Here is a 17,676-nt window from a genome sequence, read left to right on the forward strand (position 1 = left end):
TTCCTATTACCATTATTTGAGCCGGCCGAGCCGGCCGTAGAGCCGCCGGCATCAGGGAAATGCAAGAAAAACAGCAGAGAGGAGACGGCGTGCGTGCGTCGATGCGTGCGGTGTGGCTCGTGGTTTCAGCCGCGCTGGTCGCGGCGTGCGGCGGCGGGGATGGCGGCAGCGGCACATCGTCGACGGCTTCTGCGTCGGCCGACACACTTTCGCCGATGGCGCAGGTAGGCAAGCAGATCTTTTTCGATCAGACGCTCTCCGCCTCGGGCAAGCAATCTTGCGCGTCGTGCCATGACCCGGCGCGCGGGTTCACCGATCCGAACAACCTGGCCGTGTCGATCGGCGGGCCGAATTCCGATCTGCCGGGCCTGCGCAATGCGCCGTCGCTGAACTACGCGTCGTACACGCCCAACTTCAAGATCGACGGCACCGGTACGGCGTCGGGCGGCTTTTTCCGCGATGGCCGCTCGCCATCGCTGGCTGACCAAGCCCAACAGCCGTTCACCAACCCGTTCGAGATGGCCAACGCCTCGGCCGATGACGTCTTCAAGACGCTGCTGACGCGCCCGTACATCGACCAGTTCACGGCCGTGTTTACCAAGGCAGGCATCCAGGACAGCGCGACCGCCATGCAGAGCATCGGCCGCGCGCTGGCGGCGTTCCAGAGTGAAGACCCAGGTTTCCACACGTTTGACAGCAAGTACGACGCGTATCTGGCGGGCAAGGTCACGCTGACAGACTCGGAGACGCGCGGCCTGCTGCTGTTCAACAACCCGACCAAGGGCAACTGCACCGCATGCCACGTGTCGTCGGGCACGGGCAGCACGCCGGCGCTGTTCACGGACTTCACGTACGACAACGTCGGCATTCCGCGCAACTGGGGCATCGCCGCCAACCAGGAGGGCACGACGCTGCCCTACGTGCCGAAGAACGGCCTGGCGCTGGGCGCCCCGAACTACAGCTACTACGACCTCGGCATCTGCGGTCCGCTGCGCACCGACTATCGCGTGGGCGGCCCGACGTGCGGCCAGTTCAAGGTGCCGACACTGCGCAACATCGCGCTAACCGGCCCGTACTTTCACAACGGCGTGTTCCAGACGCTCGACCAAGTGGTGGCGTGGTACGTCACGCGCGATACCGATCCGGGCCGCTGGTACGTCAAGGCCGACGGCACATCCGATGTGCCCTACAACGATCTGCCGGTCGCCTTCGATGCCAACGTGAACGTGGCGGAAGTTCCGTACAACCCGGCCAAGGCGCCGTCGATGACAAACCAGGAGATGAGCGATCTCGTGCATTTCCTGTGCACGCTCACCGATGGATTTGATCCGGCCAATCCGTCGGCCTATCGCGTGCCGGCGCAATGTGGCTCCACTGCAGCCAGCGTGGGCGCCGCCCGTATCCAAGCTGTTTCTGCCGGCGGGGCCACGCCGGGCAAGACCGTCCAAACGGTCGCCAGCAAATAAACCGATTCAAGATTCAAAGACCAGGGAGCGTCACAGCATGAAACGAACCGCCTTGTCGGTGGCCGCCGCCATCGCGCTGATGGGGGCCGGCGCGGCCAATGCCGCCACCACCGCGCAACTCGAACAGAAACTCGACGCCATGGCCGCGCAGATCGAAGCGCTCAAGGCCGAGCTGAAGGAAGTGAAGTCGCAGAACGCGACGCTCGCCACGCAGCAGCAGACGCAGGCCAAGGCCCAGGCGCAGCAGACCGCCGCACTACAGGACGTGCAGCAGACCGTGCAGACGGCGCAACTCGCCTCCACCAAGCCGTCGCCGCTGGACAACCTCACGCTGTGGGGCTACGGCGAGGTCAACTACAGCCGCCCGACGCGCCGCTCCGAAGACACCAAGATGGACCTCGCGCGCGCGGTGTTCGGCATCGGCTACCAGTTCAATGACAAGACGCGCTTCAACTCGGAGTTCGAGATCGAACATGCCATCGCCTCGTCGTCTGACTCGGGCGAATTCGAGGTCGAGCAGTTCTACATCGACCACAAGCTGACCGACAAGATCGGCCTGAACGCGGGCTTGTTCCTGATCCCGACCGGCTTCATCAACCGCAACCACGAGCCGACCAACTACTACGGCGTGCATCGCAACTTTGTCGAGACGCTGATCATTCCGAGCACGTGGCGCGAGGGTGGTCTCTCGCTGTACGGCGATACCGATTTCGGCCTGAACTGGAACGTGGGCCTGACCACCGGCCTGAACCTGGCCAAATGGAACTTCAACCCGGAAAACCCGCTGTTCAGCTCCGCGCTGGAGATGCAGAACAACGGCGCAGGTCCGCTGCAGCAGACGCACCAGGAACTGGGGCTGGCGAGTGCGAAGAACCTGTCGCAGTACGTGGCGCTCAACTACTCGGGCATTCCGGGCGTGACGCTGGGCGGCTCGGTGTTTACCGGCAAGAGCAGCCGCTCGAGCACCGACGCACCGCTGCCGGAACAGCGCGCCACGCTGTATGAAGCGCACGCGCGCTGGACGCCGGGCAAGTGGGATCTGTCGGCGCTGTATGCGCGCGGCACGCTCAGTCACGCCGACGTGGCCAACCAAATGAACCCGGGCGCGGCCAACCCGATGCCGTCGGCCTTCTACGGATGGTTCGTGCAGGCGGCGTACAACATCTGGCAGAAGGGCGACTATCGTGTCGCACCGTTCATCCGTTACGAGCGCTACAACATGGCTGAGAAGGTCGAAGGCCTGGCGCCGGGCTTCGCATCGCCGTCCGGCTGGCCGCTGTTGGCGGATACGGTGTACACCATCGGCGCAAACTTCTACCTGAACCCGAACGTGGTCTTCAAGATCGACTACCAGCGCTTCAAGCAGAACCGCGATTTCTCGCGTGTCGATCTGGGCCTGGGCGTGTCGTTCTAAGCCCCATCGATCCCTCTGAAGAACCGAAGGAGGCGCAAGCCATGCGTTACCAGCCAGTGCCCATCGTTCTCGTGTGTGCCGCCGCAGTGGGTGCACCGGGCGTTGTCATCACCCAGGCTTTTGCAGCGGACTACATGACCGCTGCCGAGGCCCAGAAGGCAATGTTTCCTGAGGCCACCAGCTTCGAGCCGGTGCCGCTTGCGCTGTCGGCCGACCAGCTCAAGCAATTGGCCGATCGTGCCGGCGGCCCGGCCAAACCGGGCGCCTGGCGCGCATGGCAAGCCAAGCAGGGCGGCAAGACGCTCGGCTACTTCGTCACTGATGCCGTCATCGGCAAGTTCGAGCTGATCAACTACGCGGTTGGCCTGAGCGCCGCGGGCGAGATCAACGGCGTCGAAATCCTCACCTACCGCGAAAGCCACGGCTATGAAGTGCGCAACAAGCCGTGGCGCGCGCAGTTCCTGGGCAAGTCGGCCAAGTCGGCGCTGCGCATTGGGGACGACATCAACAACATCAGCGGCGCAACGCTATCGTGCACGCACCTGACCGACGGCATCCGCCGCATTGCGGTGATGGCGCAGCTGGCGCTCGTCAAGGGCTGAGGCGCGCGGTGGAGGCGGCTGTCTGCCGGCGCGCGCGTCCGCTGCTCGGCACGCTTGTCGACGTGCAAGCCGAAGGCCCGGATGCGGACGCGGCCGTGGCGGCGGCGTTCGACGAGATTGCCGCCGTGCATGCGCTGCTCAGCTTTCATGCGCACGACAGCGAGTTGCAAGCGATCAATCGCGCGACGCCCGGCACGCGGCTGCAGGTCGATCCACGAACGCTGGCTGTGCTGCGGCTTGCGGCGATGTTGTATGCCGGATCGGCACGGGCGTTCGATTGCCGTGTCGGTTCGCCGCAAGCGTTGTTGGCCGACGCGCGTTTTCCTGTGGGGTTCGATGGCGACATCGTCATCAAGCAGACCCATGCATCGATGGACCTCGGCGGCATCGCCAAGGGGCATGCCGTGGATTGCGCGATCGAGGTGCTGCGCGGGTTCGCCACCGAACGCGCTGTCGTGAATGCCGGTGGGGACCTTCGCCACCATGGCGCCCGGCCGATGACGGTGCAGGTGCGTGATCCACGCAATGCGGCGCGCGTTGCGGCGTCGGTGGTGCTCGACAACGCGGCGCTTGCGAGTTCGACTGCCGGTGGTTTGGGCGCGCGTATGGAGAGCGCTTCGCGCATTCATGATGCCGAGAGGGCGCCTGTTCCGGCGCTGGCTGGCGCAACCGTGCACGCACCCACCTGCATGCTGGCCGATGCGTTGACCAAGGTCGTGCTGGCCACGGGTGATGTTGCGCATCCGCTGCTGGCGCGGTACGGCGCGGCGGTGGCCCTATACTCGCCAACTTAGCTCGCCGCGTTAACCGGTTGTCCGCACGTCATGTCCGCTCCTCCCCGTTTTTCCCACCATCTGCGTGAAAGCGCGTTTCGCCTCAGCCGCCGCCGGCGATGGGCGGTGTATGGCGTATTTACCGTGCTGCTGGTGACGGGCCTCGTCTGGCTGGCGCTGCATTTTCTGGACGATGGCAGCGAGGGCGGCATGCTGGCGCTGGCGTGGAGCATGAAGCTGCACGGCGCAGCCGCCATGGCCGCGTTGTATCTGCTGGGTATGCTGTGGGGCCCGCATATCCGCAACGCGTGGGTGCGTCGACGTAACCGTGCGGCCGGCACCGTGTTCGGCACGCTGACAGCCGTGCTGGTGGCGACGGGCTATGCGCTGTACTACGTCAACGGCGAGCTGCCGCGCCAGGGGGCGGAAATCCTGCACTGGGTGGCGGGCGGCATCGTGTGCATTGCCCTGTGGGTGCACATCGTGATCGGGCGCCGCAAGCGCAAGGCGGGGCCGGCGTTCCAGATGTGAGTGTCAGGCGGGCTGCTCAGACCCGCCCTGCAGCAGCGGCGTGGCAGCCGCGAATTCGGCCAGATGCTCCAGCAGCGTGCGCACCTTGCGCGGCAACTGCTGCTGCGGCCAGACCGCATAGATTTGCCGCTGGGGCGTACGCCATTCCGGCAGCAGACGTACGAGCCGGCCCGCCTCCAGCGCCTGATGGCAGAGCGTGAGCGGGCAATACAGCAAGCCGAGGCCGTTTTCCGCCAGCGTGACACCCAGTTCAATGTCGTTCAGGTCGCATCGGCCCCGAGGTTGCATCTCCACGGTTTCCTTGCCATCGGCCGAGGTGAACCGCCAAGTGGACAGCGGCGACGACACCAGCAACCGATGCGTTGCCAACTCACGCGGATGTGCGGGTGCACCGTGTTCGGCAAGGTAGGCGGGCGATGCCACCAACACCATCTCGATCACGCCGAGCCGCCGCTGCCGCAACTTCGGGTCGTCCTGCGGGCCGACGCGGATGGCGAGATCGGCGCCATGCCGCCACACGTCTTCGTTGCGGTTGCTCAGTGACAGCTCCAGCCGAATCTCGGGCCATGCGGCCAGGAAGCTGGCATACGCGGGGGCGAGCAGCCCGCGCGACAGGTTGACCGGCGCCAGCACGCGCAGGGTGCCCTTGACCTGGTTGAGATCGTCGTCGAGCGTGGCGGTGGTCTGCGCGAGCGCGGTCAACAGCGGCCGGCATTGCTCGTAGTACTGCAGGCCTTCGGGCGTCGGCTTCAGGCTGCGCGCGCTGCGCAGCAGGAGCTGGCAGCCGAGCAGGCCCTCCAGCTTCTGCAGGCGCCGCGTGAGCGTGGCGGGCGGCAGATTGGCGTGCCGGGCCGCTGCCTGCAGGCTGCCGTGGTCCACGATGGAAACGAAGAGGGCCAAGTCGTCTAGCATGATTCCATTTTCGGAATTTAAGTTTCAATAAACGTCTATGGTTTCTTGAAACGCGGTTGTCTAGCATACCGTCAATCACATTTGACGGCTTGCAAGGAGAACCGCCATGTCGATCCCCGTTTCTACGCCCACCCGCCTTCGTGTCACCTTTGCCTGGTTGATGTCCGGCCTCATGTCGCTCTTGATGACCGGCTGGATCGGTTGGATCAACGCCGGGATGAGCTCGGACTTCCTCGCCCGCTGGGCACATGCATTCGTGCTGGCCTGGCCGGCCGCTTTCACGATCGTGCTGATTGCCGCGCCCACGGTGCAGCGTCTGACGCAGCGTCTTGTGACAGCCGACGCAATGCAGCCCTGAAAAAGAAATCGGCCCACCGGGAGGACGGTGAGCCGAAAGTTGACAGCAGGAAAGACCGATGAAATCGGTAAGACACCGGGCTGGCAGCATGCGGATTTCCCAATCGCAACATCCCCAGCCCTTTCCGCGCAAGACGGCGCCGGCGCGGCAATCCGACGATCCGGCCCGAAGCGCGGATTTCCCCATCGCGCTCCCAGCCGATCCTTGCCGCGGCATTGCCGCCTGACACGTCCACCTGACACCCGACCGCCTCCGACTTGCACACCGGCGGAGGTCATCGCCAAGCAGTGATCGCACTGTATTGCTCGCCGGCTTTCGTCAAACTTTCGGAACGCCCTGGGATTTACCCGCATGCGCCCATCACCGCGTCTACGTCAGGCCTAAGAAATCGTGCAGATTGGGCAGGCAGAATGGCGGCTCGACCACAAAGACTGCCCACCATGCCCGCACCCGCTGATCTGCTCGTCCGCCCCATCCGCCAAGACGACTACGCCGCCTGGAAACCCCTCTGGGATGGCTATAACGCGTTCTACGGACGCGCAGGCGAAACCGCCTTGCCCGATATCGTCACGCAGACGACATGGCAGCGCTTCCTCGATGCGCAGGAACCCGTCCATGCCATGGTCGCCGAGCGCGAAGGCGTGTTGCTGGGCATCGTGCATTTCCTTTTCCACCGCAGCACGACGCAGGTGCAGCTGACGTGCTATCTGCAGGATCTGTTCACCACCGAGGCGGCGCGCGGGCAGGGCGTCGGTCGGGCGTTGATCGAGGCGGTGTATCGGCGCGCGGCTGAGGCCGGCTTGCCCCGCGTCTACTGGCAGACGCACGAAACCAACGCGACAGCGATGACGCTGTACGACGCCATCGCCGAGAAATCCGGCTTCGTGGTCTACCGCAAGTTCCTGTAGCGCGGGCGTCAGGCGTCAGCCGGCGACGCGGAACACGCTCACCGCGCGCGTCAGTTCCTGCGCCTGCTCTTCCAGGGATTCAGCTGCGGCGGCGGCCTGCTCGACCAGCGCGGCGTTCTGCTGTGTGACCTGGTCCATCTGCGTCACCGCCTGGTTGACCTGCTCAATGCCGCTGCTCTGCTCGGCAGAGGCGGCGCTGATCTCGTCCATGATCTGCGTGACGCGGGCGATGGCTTGCACGATGCGCTCCATCGTCGTACCCGCTTCGCCCACCAGCGTGGAGCCTGTCGCCACACGCTCGGCCGACTCGCTAATCAACGCCTTGATCTCCTTGGCGGCCGCGGCGGAGCGCTGCGCCAGCGTGCGGACTTCGCCCGCCACCACGGCAAAGCCACGACCCTGCTCGCCCGCACGTGCTGCCTCCACTGCAGCGTTGAGCGCCAGGATGTTGGTCTGGAAGGCAATCCCTTCGATCACGCCGATGATGTCGACGATCTTGCGGCTGCTGTCGCTGATCGCATCCATGGTGGAAACCACGCGCGATACCACCTCGCCGCCCTGGCTGGCGGTGGCCGACGCATCGCCGGCCAGGGTGCTGGCATGACGGGCGTTGTCGGCGTTCTGCCGCACGATGCCGGTCAGCTGTTCCATGCTCGATGCGGTTTCTTCCAACGACGACGCCTGCTCTTCCGTGCGCTGCGACAGATCGGCATTGCCCGCCGCGATCTGCTTGGAAGCGACATTGATCTGCTCGATGCCCGACTGGATGCGCGCCACCGTACCGGTGAGCGTGGATTGCATCGTGTGCATGGCGTGCAGCAGGCTTGAGCGATCGTTCGTACGCAGCGCCACCGGCGCGGTCAGGTCGCCCTCGGCGATCTGCGTGCAGACAGCGGCGGCATAGCCAGGTTCACCGCCCAGGCTGTGCTTGATATTGCGGATCAGCGCGAGCATCAGCACCGTCAGCAGTAGGCCGATGCCCAGCACGATGCCCGTGCCCTTGAGCGCGTTGTCGTGCAGCACGGCGTCGATGTCGTCGATATAGGCGCCGGTATAGACATGCCAATCCCACTCGGGGAGGTACTGGGCATAGGTGAGCTTGGGGACGGGTTTTTCGGTGCCCGGGCGTGGAAACTCGTATTGGATGAAACCGGTGCCGACCCCGATGATGCGCTTGACCGCCTGCACACCGGCAGGATCGTTGAGGCTGTCGACGTGCTGGTTCTCCGACGTGGGCTTGACCGGCAGCAGCAGGATGATCTGGCCCGACGTCATCACGCCGATGTAGCCGGCCTTGCCGAAGCGGATAGGCCGCAACGCTTCCAGTGCGGCACGCTTGGCGTCTTCCGCAGGCATGGCCTGTTTGGCGGCGCGCTCCTGATAGGACTTGATGATGGCGGTGGCGCTCTCGATCTGGTGCTGCAGGTCCAGGCGCTTCTCATCCATCATGGTCGCGCGGTTGGCCAGCAGGCCGATCGCCAGCAGCGCGATCAGGCATACCCACAGCAGCGCGAGCGTCGCGTACAGCTTGGCGTTCAAGGTCAGTTGTCTCATGTTGTCGTTTTGGTCTGATGTAGAGCTGCGTCGCGCTCGGACCGGTGCAATGCCGGTCGCCTCCTTTGCGTGCGACGCATAGACATACGGCAACCAGTTGCATATCTGAAGGGTGTTTCCGGACGGGGCACCGATCGCCCGCGGTGAAGGTGCGCTGCGATCGCAATACGAGGCGAGGCGCCGACCGATTGTGTTCATGTCGCCCAGCGGCTTCTGAGATGGCTGCGGCCGTTGAGGTCCGCCTAATCTTTTTGCGAAGGTGGCCGTTAGTTAACCATATACGGCACAGGGTTTTATATATGAAACATCTGGGCCCATTCAGATGGATGCGCGGACGCTCCGCGCGTCGTGACACGCACCTGGATTTTTCCGACATGAATAAGTTGAGCATCAATGCGCGCATCGCGATCACCACGGGCTTCCTTGGTGTGTTGTTGATCGCATCAGGGGTATTTGGGGTGCTGGGCATGGCCCGCAGCAACCGGACCCAGCACGAAGCCTATGCCGTGCATTTCGCTTCCGTTGTGGCGCTGGGCAAGTCCGGCACGGCCATGTCGCGGGCGCGTTTTGGCCTGGACTGGGCCATGAGCAACCCCAATTCACCGCAGTTGCTGCCGCAGCTCGATCGCGCCCGCGTATTGCTGGATGAGTCCGACCAATGGTGGGAGCGCTTTCGCCAACTGCCTAAGACGCCGGAACTGCGTCGTCTGACCGACGATCTTGGCACCAAGCGCACGGCCGTGCTGCGCGAGGGCATTGGGCAATTGATGCAGGCCATTCGTGCAGGCGATACCGCTTGGATGACCGAGGCACGCGCCAGTCACCTGATTGGTCTCTACACCGCCATGAACAACAGCCAGGGCACGCTCGAGCAGTACCTGAGCGCCGCCGCCAAAGAGGCGACCGACCATTCCGAGGCGCTCTTCCGCATGCTGTTGATTGGCAGCGCGATCAGCATCGCCCTGGGGCTGCTGGTCGCCTTCTATAGCTGGTGGAGCTTGCGGCGCGCCATCATGGCGCCGCTCAACGCGGCCCTCACACAGTTTGACGCGATCGCCGCGGGCGAGCTGACCACGCGTAGCACGATCCGCTCTGACGACGAGATGGGCATGCTGCTGCGTGGGCTGGCGAAGATGCAGGACAAGCTCGGCGCCACCGTCACTACGGTCAGGTCCGGCGCCCATTCCATTGCGTCTTCCACGGAGCAGATTGCTGCCGGCAACATGGATCTGTCTGCGCGCACGGAGCGCCAGGCGGCTTCGCTGGAAGAGACCGCCTCAGCCATGGAGCAACTCACCTCCACCGTGCAATTGAATGCGGAGAACGCGCAGCAGGCGAGTGACCTGGCGGCAAGCGCCGCCTCCATGACGGCGCGCGGCCGCGAGGCCGTCGACAGCATGGTAGGCACCATGCGGACCATTCATGCCGGCTCGGCCAAGATGATCGGCATCATTTCCACCATCGAGGGGATCGCGTTCCAGACCAACATCCTGGCGCTCAATGCGGCGGTGGAAGCTGCGCGTGCGGGTGAGGAGGGTCGTGGATTCGCCGTGGTCGCGGGGGAAGTCCGGAATCTGGCGCAGCGGTCAGCGGCGGCGGCCAAGGAGATCGGCGCGCTGATCGCCGAATCCACCTCGCAGGTACAGCGCGCGGCAGGCACCGCCGACGGCGCCGGCAGCACGATGAGCGAGATTGAGGCGGCCATCGGCAAGGTGGCGCATATCGCCGGCGAGATCGCGATTGCCTCGCGCGAGCAAAGCGATGGCATCCGCCAGGCGAGCGTGGCGGTCTCACAGATGGATGAGGTCACGCAGCAGAATGCCGCGCTGGTAGAAGAGGGCGCGGCTGCAGCCGCTTCGTTGGCGGAGCAGGCTCAGCGTCTGAGCGCCGTAACGGCAGGGTTCAAGGTCTAACGGCCCCCTTCTCGCAAATCACCCGAGACAGGGCCACGTGCATGCGCGACCTTTGGTCCGCGCGATCCTCAAAAACGACGAATAAGGGTAATCCCGCATCTCCGATTTCGAAGACGCGGACTATAGTTGCACCTGTGTTCCAGATATTAACAGACGTTTCATAGGTAAAACAAGCGAAACGTGATGGAGTCGACAAAAATGCAGCCGCAATTCAATCCCGACCTCGCTCCGTGGGAGCCGATTTCTCCGAACAACGTCGCTGGCAAGGGTCGCATCGAGCGCCCGGGCCACGTCGCCAATCTGGTCTGGCAGACGCGCGCTGCCGAGCCGACCGCCTATGAGAACCAGCTCGGCGATTCGCTGGAAGCGGCGTTCCTGGGTGGCGCGCAGACGCCGGCCGACATCGTTGCCGTGCTGAACGAGCGCGGCCCGCGTAACGCCGCCGGCGACGCCTGGACGGAAGAGGCGTTCCTGGCCGAGATGCGCCGCCTGGGCGCCTGATCACTACAGATTCGACGCCGTATTGCCCACTGAGGCGGCCGGCGCAACCCCATCAAGCGAGGCAAGCAATGGAAGGCAACAAGGAAGCGCAGAAGGAAGCGCGCATCAACACCGGTCTGCGCAACTACTGGTATCCGGTGGCGGCGTCGTGGAACGTGAAGAACGCCCCGGTGGGCATCACGCGCCTGAGCCAGAACATCGTGCTGTGGCGCGATACCGCAGGCCAGGTGCATGCGCTGGAAGACCGCTGCCCGCACCGCGGCGCACGCCTGTCGATGGGCTGGAACCTGGGCGACCACGTGGCCTGCTGGTACCACGGCGTTGAAGTGAACGGCCAAGGCACGGTCACGAGCGTGCCGGCAGTCGACAGCTGCCCGATGGAAGGCAAGACCTGCGTGCGCAGCTACCCGGTGCAGGAACGCGCCGGCGCCATCTTCCTGTGGTTTGGCGACAAGGCGCCGTCTGAGTACGACGATGCCGTCGGCACGCTGCGCCTGCCCGAAGAGCTGACCAGCGACGAGCACAGCCACTTCCTCTGCTACGCGCACTGGAACGTCAACTACCGCTATGCCATCGACAACGTCATGGACCCGATGCACGGCGCGTACCTGCACGCCGTGTCGCACTCGATGGCCAGCGGCGAGAAGAAGGCCGTGATGGAAGTGGTCGAGACCGACCACGGGATCATGTTCCAGAAGACCGGCCAGCGCGGCGTGAACTTCGATTGGACCGAGTTTGGCGAGACCGGCACGATGTGGCTGCGCCTGTCGATTCCGTATCAGCCGAAGGTTGGCCCCGGCGGCCCGTTCACCATCGTCGGCATCGCCACGCCGGTGGACGAACAGCATTGCATCGTCTACTTCTGGCGCACGCGCCACGTGCAAGGCTGGGAGCGCGACGTGTGGCGCTTCCTGTATCGCAACCGACTGGAAGGCCTGCACTGGGATGTGCTCGAGCAGGACCGCGTGGTGCTCGAATCGATGGCGCCCGAAGCGCGCGACCACGAAACGCTGTACCAGCACGACATCGGCATCACGCGTATCCGCCGCATCCTGGCCCGCCGTGCTGCAGCCGAGCTGGCTGACGCGCCGGTCGCCATGCTCAAGCCCATTGCTTCGGAAGCCCAACATGCCTGAGCGCAATCCAGCCACCGGGCTGCTGGCCGGCCGCAAGGTGCTCGTCACGGGCGCCGCGCGCGGGCTGGGCCTGGCGTTTGCCAAGTCCATCGCCGAAGCGGGCGGCGCGGTTGCGCTGGCCGACATCCTGGGCGAGCGCGTGCAGGAAGAGGCTGCAGCGCTGCGTGCGGCTGGCTTCGAGGCCCATGGCTTCACGCTGGACCTCGGTGATCCTGCGTCCATCCAGGCTTGCGCTGCTGCGGCTGCGCAGGCTCTGGGCGGGTTGGATGGCCTGGTCAACAACGCGGCGATCACCAACTCCGGCGGGCGCGACGCATCGTCCATCGACGTCGACACGTGGGACCGCGTGATGAACGTCAACGTGCGCGGCACCTGGCTGATGACGACGGCATGCCTGTCGGCGCTCAAGGCATCGGGCCGCGGCGCCATCGTGAACCTGTCGTCGGACACGCCGCTGTGGGGCGCGCCGAACCTGCTGGCCTATGTGGCGAGCAAGAGCGCTGTCATCGGCATGACGAAGTCGCTGGCGCGTGAATGCGGCGCCGACGGCATTACCGTCAACGCCATCGCGCCGGGGCTGACGCTGGTGGAGGCCACCGAATACGTGCCGGCGCACCGGCATGCGCTGTACCGCGACCAGCGCGCGATCTCGCGCGACCAGGTGCCCGACGACGTATGCGGCGCCGTGCTGTTCGCACTGTCCGATCTTTCCCGATTCGTGACGGGCCAGACGCTGGCCGTCAACGGCGGTTTTGTCATGCAGTAACGCAACCCATATCACTGAGAAGAGGTATTTCGATGAGCGATCTCTCCGAACAACAGCAAGTGCAACGCACGTGGGACCGCCCCGAGGGCGCGTCGTTTGAAGACTGGATGAACAGCCGCGTGGCGCGTTTCTCCACCCGCCGTTACGACTGGGACGCCCTCAAGTTCCAGGCCGACTTCGACCCGAAGTACCGCCGTGCGCAAATGCGCTACGTGGGCACGGGCGGCACGGGCGTCGCGGCAGACGCCAACACGGTGCCGTCGGAGCACTTCACGTTCTCGACCATGGTCATTCCGGCCGGTCACGAAGGCCCGTCGCACCTGCACACCGATGTGGAAGAGGTGTTCTTCGTCATCCGCGGCAAGCTCAAGCTGGTGCTGGAGAAGGACGGCGAGCGCTTTGAGACCATCCTGACCGACCGTGATCTCGTCTCGGTACCCCCCGGCGTGTACCGCGAAGAAATCAACATCGGCGACGAAGACGCGCTGATGTGCGTGATGCTGGGCTCCAAGAAGCCGATCACGCCGACGTATCCGCCCGAGCACCCGCTCACCAAGATCAAGCGTTGATGCCATGAGCGCGCAGGCTGTCATGTCCTCCCACCCGTTCCGCGTAGCCGATGCACTTGCCGTGCTGGGCGCCGAGTTTGCCGAGCGCACTGTCGCGATCGACAACAAGGGCAATCAGATCGGCTACCGGCAATGGGGCGAGCGCGGTCCGGTGGTGGTGCTGTTGCACGGCATCAGCTCCAGCGCCGCGTCGTGGCTGCCTTGCGCGCAGATCCTTTCGCAAACCATGCGCGTGTTCGCATGGGATGCGCCGGGCTACGGCAATTCCACGCCGCTGGAACAGGCCGCGCCGCGCGCTGCCGACTATGCGCTGCGTCTGCGCGCATGGCTCGACGCGCTGCATGTGACGCCCGACGTGATCGTCGGACATTCGCTGGGCGCGCTGATGGCCTCGGCGTATGTGGCTGAAGCCCCGGCAACGATGCAGCCGACATGCCTGTTGCTCCTGAACCCCGCGCAGGGCTACGGCCAGCCGGGCCAGGAAGACAAGTCCCGCGCGGTGCAGGCACAGCGTCTGGCAACGCTCGACCAGCTCGGTATCGACGGCATGGCGGAATCGCGGCACGCACATCTGCTGCGCCCGAACGCCACCGCTGAAGAACGCGCCTGGGTGCGCTGGAACATGTTGCGCCTGAACGATGGCGGTTACCGCCAGGCGGTGGCCATGCTCAGCGGCGACGACATCGGTGCCTACCTGCGCAAGCGTCCGGCATCGACGCCGGCCCGCGTGGCCTGTGGCGATGTCGACGGCATCACGCCGCCGCAAGGCTGTCAAGCGCTGGCCGAGACGTTCGGTCTGCCGTTTGCAAGCGTGCCGGCTGCCGGGCATGCGTCCTATATCGATGCGCCAGCCGCAGTTGCGGGCTGCATCGAACAAGCCGTTCTCCCCAATTCTCGAAACGCCTAGGCGCCAAGACCTATGAGCAACGACCTCATCCCAGAAGACGTGCAGGAAAAGTACATCGTGCCCGGGCTCGAACGCGGCCTGCGCCTGCTGTGCGAGTTCAGCCACAAAGACCGCGTGCTCTCCGCACCGGAGTTGGCGCGCCGGCTGAAGGTGCCGCGCTCGACGGTATTCCGCCTGCTGACCACGCTCGAAGTGATGGGCTTCATTGAACGTGTCGATGGCGGTCGTGATTTCCGTCTCGGCATGGCCGTGCTGCGCCTGGGCTTTGAATACCTCGCCTCGCTGGAACTGACCGAGCTGGGCCGTCCGCTGCTCGATCGCCTGCGCGACGAAATCCATTACCCCTGCAACCTCGTCGTGCGCGACGGCCGCTCGATCGTCTACGTGGCGAAGTCGGTGGCGCCCACGCCGTTCACGAGTTCGGTCAACGTCGGCACGCGCCTGCCCGCGCATGCCACGGTGCTCGGTCGCGTGCTGCTGGCCGATCTGTCGCTGGCCGAACTGCGCCAACTGTATCCGGAGCCGCAGCTGGAAGTGTTCTCGCACAACACGCCGCGTACGGTGGAAGCGCTGTTCGAGATGGTCCAGCGTGACCGCGAACACGGCTACGTGCTGCAAGAGGGCTTCTTCGAAGCCAACATCTCGACCATCGCTGCGCCGGTGCTGGATCGCGCAGGCAAGGTGGTCGCCGCGCTCGGCACGACGATCCCGTCGCCGCGCATCGAGCCCGGCCAGCTGGATGTGATGATCGACAAGGTGCGTGCTGCCGCAGGCGAGCTGTCATATCTGCTCGACTACCGCCCGGCCAGCAACAAGGTCGTCAACCTGTTCCGGGAATGACCATGTCGATGATCAATCTGACCGGCAAGACGGCTGTGGTGACCGGAGGCTCCTCCGGCATCGGTCTGGCCACCGTTGAACTGCTGCTGGAAGCCGGCGCCGCCGTGGCGCTGTGCGGCCGCAATGCAGAACGGCTGGCAGCGGCCGAAGAGAAACTGCGCAGCCGATTCCCCGAGGCGAAGCTGTTTGCCGCCACCTGCGACGTGCTCGACGCCGCGCAGATGACCGCGTTTGCCGATGCGGTGGAGCAGGCGCTCGGCCCCGTCGACATGCTGATCAACAACGCCGGTCAGGGCCGCGTCTCGAAGTTTGCCGATACCGACGATGCTGCCTGGACGCAGGAGCTGCATCTCAAGTTCTTCTCCGTGATCCACCCCACGCGTGCGTTCCTGCCGCAACTGGAGCGCTCGGAGCACGGTGCCATCGTCTGCGTGAACTCGCTGCTCGCACAGCAGCCGGAGCCGCACATGGTGGCCACCTCGGCCGCGCGTGCCGGCGTGCTCAACCTGGTGCGCTCGATGGCCACCGAGTTCGCGCCCAAGGGCGTGCGCGTCAACGGCATCCTGATTGGGCTGGTTGAATCGGGCCAGTGGCGCCGCCGCTTCGAGGCGCGCCCCGATGAAGACCGCCACCTCGACTGGGCCGCGTGGACGCGCCGCCTGGCCGTGCAGAAACACATTCCCCTTGGCCGTCTGGGCCTGCCGGAAGAGGCAGCCCGCGCCATTCTGTTCCTTGCCTCGCCGTTGTCTTCGTACACCACGGGCAGCCATATCGATATCTCCGGAGGACACTCCCGTCATGCGTAACGAACAACAACTGGTCACGGTGGGCTATGCGATTGCCGCCTTTCTGGAATCCTGCGAGGTCAAGGCCGCCTTTGGCGTGATCTCCATCCACAACATGCCCATCCTCGATGCGATGGGCGAGCGCGGCAAGATCCGCTTCATCATGGCGCGCGGCGAAGCGGGCGGCACCAACATGGCCGACGCGTATGCGCGCACCACGGGCAGCCTGGGCGTCTGCTTTACCAGCACGGGCACGGCAGCGGGCAACGCCGCTGGTGCGATGGTCGAAGCGCTGACCGCCGGCACGCCGATGCTGCATATCACGGGCCAGATCGAAACGCCGTACCTGGACCAGAGCCTGGCGTACATCCATGAAGCGCCGGACCAGCTCACCATGCTCAAGGCCGTGTCGAAGGCGGCCTTCCGCATCCGCAGCGCCGACACCGCGATCAGCACGATGAAGCTGGCCGTGCAGACCGCGCTGACGGCCCCGACCGGCCCGGTGAGCGTGGAGATCCCGATCGACATCCAGGCCGCGCTGATTCCGATGCCGGAAGACCTGCGCCCGCTGCTGGTGCCGCAACATGTGCCGTCGGAACACGCGCTGGATGAACTGGCCGAGCGCCTGTCGCGCGCGCACCGTCCGATGCTGTGGCTGGGCGGCGGTGCCCGCCATGCCGCAAGCCAAGTCAAGCGCCTGATGGACCTGGGCTTTGGTGTGGTCACCAGCACGCAGGGTCGCGGCATCGTGCCGGAAGACGATCCGCGCTCGCTGGGCGCCTTCAACCTGCACAAGCCGGTCGAGGCGTTCTACCAGACGTGCGACGCCATGCTCGTCGTCGGCTCGCGCCTGCGCGGCAACGAAACGCTGAAGTACGAACTGAAGCTGCCGCGTCCGCTGTACCGCATTGATGCAGACGCCTCTGCTGAAGGCCGCTGCTATGCCAGCGACTACTTCGTCTGCGGCGATTCGGTCCTCGCACTGGATGGCCTGATCGCGCGGCTGGAAAACAAGATGCAGATCGACGCCGCATTTGCGGGCGACCTGCGCGCCGCGCACGAAAAAGCGGTGGGCGGCCTGATCGACGGCCTGGGCCCGTACTCGAAGCTGGTGGATGCACTGCAGGCCGCCGTTGGCCGCGAGTTCAACTGGGTCCGCGACGTGACCGTCTCGAACAGCACGTGGGGCAACCGCCAACTGCGCATTTTCGACTCGCGTGCCGGCGTGCACGCACTGGGCGGCGGTATCGGCCAGGGCCTCGCCATGGGCATCGGCGCGGCCATCGGCTCGGCCGCAACCGCATCGGGCAAGAAGACCTTCTGCCTGGCCGGCGACGGCGGCTTCATCCTGAACCTGGGCGAGCTGGCGACGGCCGTGCAGGAGCGCGCCAACCTCGTCATCGTGCTGATGAACGACAAGGGCTACGGCGTCATCAAGAACATCCAGGACGCGCAGTACGGCGGCCGCCGTCACTACGTTGATCTGCACACGCCGGACTACGCGGCGCTCTCGCAGTCGCTGCAGCTGCGTCATCGCCGTGTGTCCGATCTGGCGGACGTCGGCAAGGCGCTGGAAGAGGCCACCAGCGAGGACGGCCCGTTCCTGATGGAGATCGACATGCTCGCCATTGGCAGCTTCAAGACCGCCTTCGCTGGCCCGCCGGTCAACCAGCAAGCACCGAATGGCCAAGGCGAGCGCGCAGCCGAGCGCACTACGGTGGTGGCGTGAGCCCACAACTGA

General features: G+C 65.2%; 18 protein-coding genes. 16 read left to right on the forward strand and 2 right to left on the reverse strand.

From position 1 onward, the window contains the following. Positions 1–215 precede the first annotated feature (215 nt). From NG900_RS05820 to NG900_RS05840, 5 genes are read left to right on the forward strand one after another with little or no spacing between them, the layout of a single operon-like run. Positions 216–1,466: a cytochrome-c peroxidase gene (locus NG900_RS05820; protein WP_420804126.1), complete on the forward strand. Its 1,251-nt coding sequence runs from the start codon at positions 216–218 to the stop codon at positions 1,464–1,466. 37 nt (positions 1,467–1,503) lie between these two features. Then, the gene (locus NG900_RS05825; protein WP_252677784.1) at positions 1,504–2,880 is read left to right on the forward strand and encodes a porin; all 1,377 of its coding nucleotides are present in this window, start codon (positions 1,504–1,506) and stop codon (positions 2,878–2,880) included. A 41-nt stretch (positions 2,881–2,921) separates the two neighbouring features. After that, positions 2,922–3,482 carry an FMN-binding protein gene (locus NG900_RS05830; protein WP_252677786.1) on the forward strand — a complete coding sequence of 187 codons (561 nt, stop codon included), beginning with the start codon at positions 2,922–2,924 and terminating at the stop codon, positions 3,480–3,482. A gap of 8 nt (positions 3,483–3,490) precedes the next feature. Beyond that, positions 3,491–4,276 (forward strand): FAD:protein FMN transferase, encoded by a 786-nt coding sequence (locus NG900_RS05835; RefSeq protein WP_252677788.1) that lies wholly within the window; start codon positions 3,491–3,493, stop codon positions 4,274–4,276. 30 nt (positions 4,277–4,306) lie between these two features. Then, a complete protein-coding gene (locus tag NG900_RS05840) occupies positions 4,307–4,786 on the forward strand; it encodes a hypothetical protein (RefSeq protein WP_252677790.1) in 480 nt (159 codons plus the stop codon). 3 nt (positions 4,787–4,789) lie between these two features. Here the strand turns inward: NG900_RS05840 and NG900_RS05845 are convergent, their stop codons facing one another. After that, on the reverse strand, positions 4,790–5,698 hold the full coding sequence (locus tag NG900_RS05845; RefSeq protein ID WP_252677792.1) for a LysR family transcriptional regulator: 909 nt from the start codon (positions 5,696–5,698) through the stop codon (positions 4,790–4,792). 106 nt (positions 5,699–5,804) lie between these two features. Between NG900_RS05845 and NG900_RS05850 the strand changes: the two genes are divergently transcribed. Beyond that, positions 5,805–6,056, forward strand: coding sequence for a DUF2798 domain-containing protein (locus NG900_RS05850; protein ID WP_252677794.1), 252 nt, complete (start codon positions 5,805–5,807; stop codon positions 6,054–6,056). 440 nt (positions 6,057–6,496) lie between these two features. Beyond that, complete coding sequence (locus NG900_RS05855) at positions 6,497–6,964, forward strand: GNAT family N-acetyltransferase (protein WP_252677801.1); 468 nt, start codon at positions 6,497–6,499, stop codon at positions 6,962–6,964. Positions 6,965–6,979: 15 nt separating this feature from the next. On the opposite strand, the gene NG900_RS05860 is transcribed toward NG900_RS05855, so the two are convergent. Beyond that, on the reverse strand, positions 6,980–8,518 hold the full coding sequence (locus NG900_RS05860) for a methyl-accepting chemotaxis protein (RefSeq protein ID WP_252677803.1): 1,539 nt from the start codon (positions 8,516–8,518) through the stop codon (positions 6,980–6,982). Between the two features lie 374 nt (positions 8,519–8,892). On the opposite strand from NG900_RS05860, the gene NG900_RS05865 reads away from it, so the two are divergent. The 9 genes from NG900_RS05865 to NG900_RS05905 all read left to right on the forward strand — a co-directional run bounded on the left by NG900_RS05865 (position 8,893) and on the right by NG900_RS05905 (position 17,664). Continuing rightward, positions 8,893–10,431: a methyl-accepting chemotaxis protein gene (locus tag NG900_RS05865; RefSeq protein ID WP_252677805.1), complete on the forward strand. Its 1,539-nt coding sequence runs from the start codon at positions 8,893–8,895 to the stop codon at positions 10,429–10,431. A 198-nt stretch (positions 10,432–10,629) separates the two neighbouring features. Beyond that, positions 10,630–10,932, forward strand: a complete 303-nt coding sequence (locus NG900_RS05870; protein WP_252677807.1) for a recombinase-like helix-turn-helix domain-containing protein — start codon at positions 10,630–10,632, stop codon at positions 10,930–10,932. Between the two features lie 68 nt (positions 10,933–11,000). Then, positions 11,001–12,068, forward strand: coding sequence for an aromatic ring-hydroxylating oxygenase subunit alpha (locus NG900_RS05875; protein ID WP_252677809.1), 1,068 nt, complete (start codon positions 11,001–11,003; stop codon positions 12,066–12,068). Next, positions 12,061–12,834, forward strand: coding sequence for an SDR family oxidoreductase (locus NG900_RS05880; protein ID WP_252677818.1), 774 nt, complete (start codon positions 12,061–12,063; stop codon positions 12,832–12,834). The genes NG900_RS05875 and NG900_RS05880 overlap by 8 nt, the downstream gene beginning before the upstream one ends. 32 nt (positions 12,835–12,866) lie before the next feature. Beyond that, positions 12,867–13,403: a cupin domain-containing protein gene (locus tag NG900_RS05885; protein ID WP_252677820.1), complete on the forward strand. Its 537-nt coding sequence runs from the start codon at positions 12,867–12,869 to the stop codon at positions 13,401–13,403. 4 nt (positions 13,404–13,407) lie between these two features. Continuing rightward, entirely contained in the window at positions 13,408–14,310 is a 903-nt protein-coding gene (locus NG900_RS05890; RefSeq protein WP_252677822.1) for an alpha/beta fold hydrolase, read from the forward strand. A 12-nt stretch (positions 14,311–14,322) separates the two neighbouring features. Next, positions 14,323–15,150 (forward strand): IclR family transcriptional regulator, encoded by an 828-nt coding sequence (locus NG900_RS05895; protein ID WP_252677825.1) that lies wholly within the window; start codon positions 14,323–14,325, stop codon positions 15,148–15,150. Between the two features lie 2 nt (positions 15,151–15,152). After that, positions 15,153–15,956 (forward strand): SDR family oxidoreductase, encoded by an 804-nt coding sequence (locus tag NG900_RS05900; RefSeq protein ID WP_252677827.1) that lies wholly within the window; start codon positions 15,153–15,155, stop codon positions 15,954–15,956. After that, the gene (locus NG900_RS05905; protein WP_252677829.1) at positions 15,949–17,664 is read left to right on the forward strand and encodes a thiamine pyrophosphate-binding protein; all 1,716 of its coding nucleotides are present in this window, start codon (positions 15,949–15,951) and stop codon (positions 17,662–17,664) included. The genes NG900_RS05900 and NG900_RS05905 overlap by 8 nt, the downstream gene beginning before the upstream one ends. The last annotated feature ends 12 nt before the right edge of the window (positions 17,665–17,676 follow it).

The sequence above is a fragment of the Ralstonia soli genome, assembly GCF_023955655.1.
GTDB classification, from domain to species: domain Bacteria; phylum Pseudomonadota; class Gammaproteobacteria; order Burkholderiales; family Burkholderiaceae; genus Ralstonia; species Ralstonia soli.

Excerpts from the sequence above, each read along its gene's own strand:
- NG900_RS05820 (WP_420804126.1), top strand. The coding sequence starts at position 216 with ATGGCGCAGGTAGGCAAGCAGATCTTTTTCGATCAGACGCTCTCCGCC.
- NG900_RS05825 (WP_252677784.1), top strand. The coding sequence starts at position 1,504 with ATGAAACGAACCGCCTTGTCGGTGGCCGCCGCCATCGCGCTGATGGGG.
- NG900_RS05830 (WP_252677786.1), top strand. The coding sequence starts at position 2,922 with ATGCGTTACCAGCCAGTGCCCATCGTTCTCGTGTGTGCCGCCGCAGTG.
- NG900_RS05840 (WP_252677790.1), top strand. The coding sequence starts at position 4,307 with ATGTCCGCTCCTCCCCGTTTTTCCCACCATCTGCGTGAAAGCGCGTTT.
- NG900_RS05845 (WP_252677792.1), bottom strand. The coding sequence starts at position 5,698 with ATGCTAGACGACTTGGCCCTCTTCGTTTCCATCGTGGACCACGGCAGC.
- NG900_RS05850 (WP_252677794.1), top strand. The coding sequence starts at position 5,805 with ATGTCGATCCCCGTTTCTACGCCCACCCGCCTTCGTGTCACCTTTGCC.
- NG900_RS05855 (WP_252677801.1), top strand. The coding sequence starts at position 6,497 with ATGCCCGCACCCGCTGATCTGCTCGTCCGCCCCATCCGCCAAGACGAC.
- NG900_RS05860 (WP_252677803.1), bottom strand. The coding sequence starts at position 8,518 with ATGAGACAACTGACCTTGAACGCCAAGCTGTACGCGACGCTCGCGCTG.
- NG900_RS05865 (WP_252677805.1), top strand. The coding sequence starts at position 8,893 with ATGAATAAGTTGAGCATCAATGCGCGCATCGCGATCACCACGGGCTTC.
- NG900_RS05870 (WP_252677807.1), top strand. The coding sequence starts at position 10,630 with ATGCAGCCGCAATTCAATCCCGACCTCGCTCCGTGGGAGCCGATTTCT.
- NG900_RS05875 (WP_252677809.1), top strand. The coding sequence starts at position 11,001 with ATGGAAGGCAACAAGGAAGCGCAGAAGGAAGCGCGCATCAACACCGGT.
- NG900_RS05880 (WP_252677818.1), top strand. The coding sequence starts at position 12,061 with ATGCCTGAGCGCAATCCAGCCACCGGGCTGCTGGCCGGCCGCAAGGTG.
- NG900_RS05885 (WP_252677820.1), top strand. The coding sequence starts at position 12,867 with ATGAGCGATCTCTCCGAACAACAGCAAGTGCAACGCACGTGGGACCGC.
- NG900_RS05890 (WP_252677822.1), top strand. The coding sequence starts at position 13,408 with ATGAGCGCGCAGGCTGTCATGTCCTCCCACCCGTTCCGCGTAGCCGAT.
- NG900_RS05895 (WP_252677825.1), top strand. The coding sequence starts at position 14,323 with ATGAGCAACGACCTCATCCCAGAAGACGTGCAGGAAAAGTACATCGTG.
- NG900_RS05900 (WP_252677827.1), top strand. The coding sequence starts at position 15,153 with ATGTCGATGATCAATCTGACCGGCAAGACGGCTGTGGTGACCGGAGGC.
- NG900_RS05905 (WP_252677829.1), top strand. The coding sequence starts at position 15,949 with ATGCGTAACGAACAACAACTGGTCACGGTGGGCTATGCGATTGCCGCC.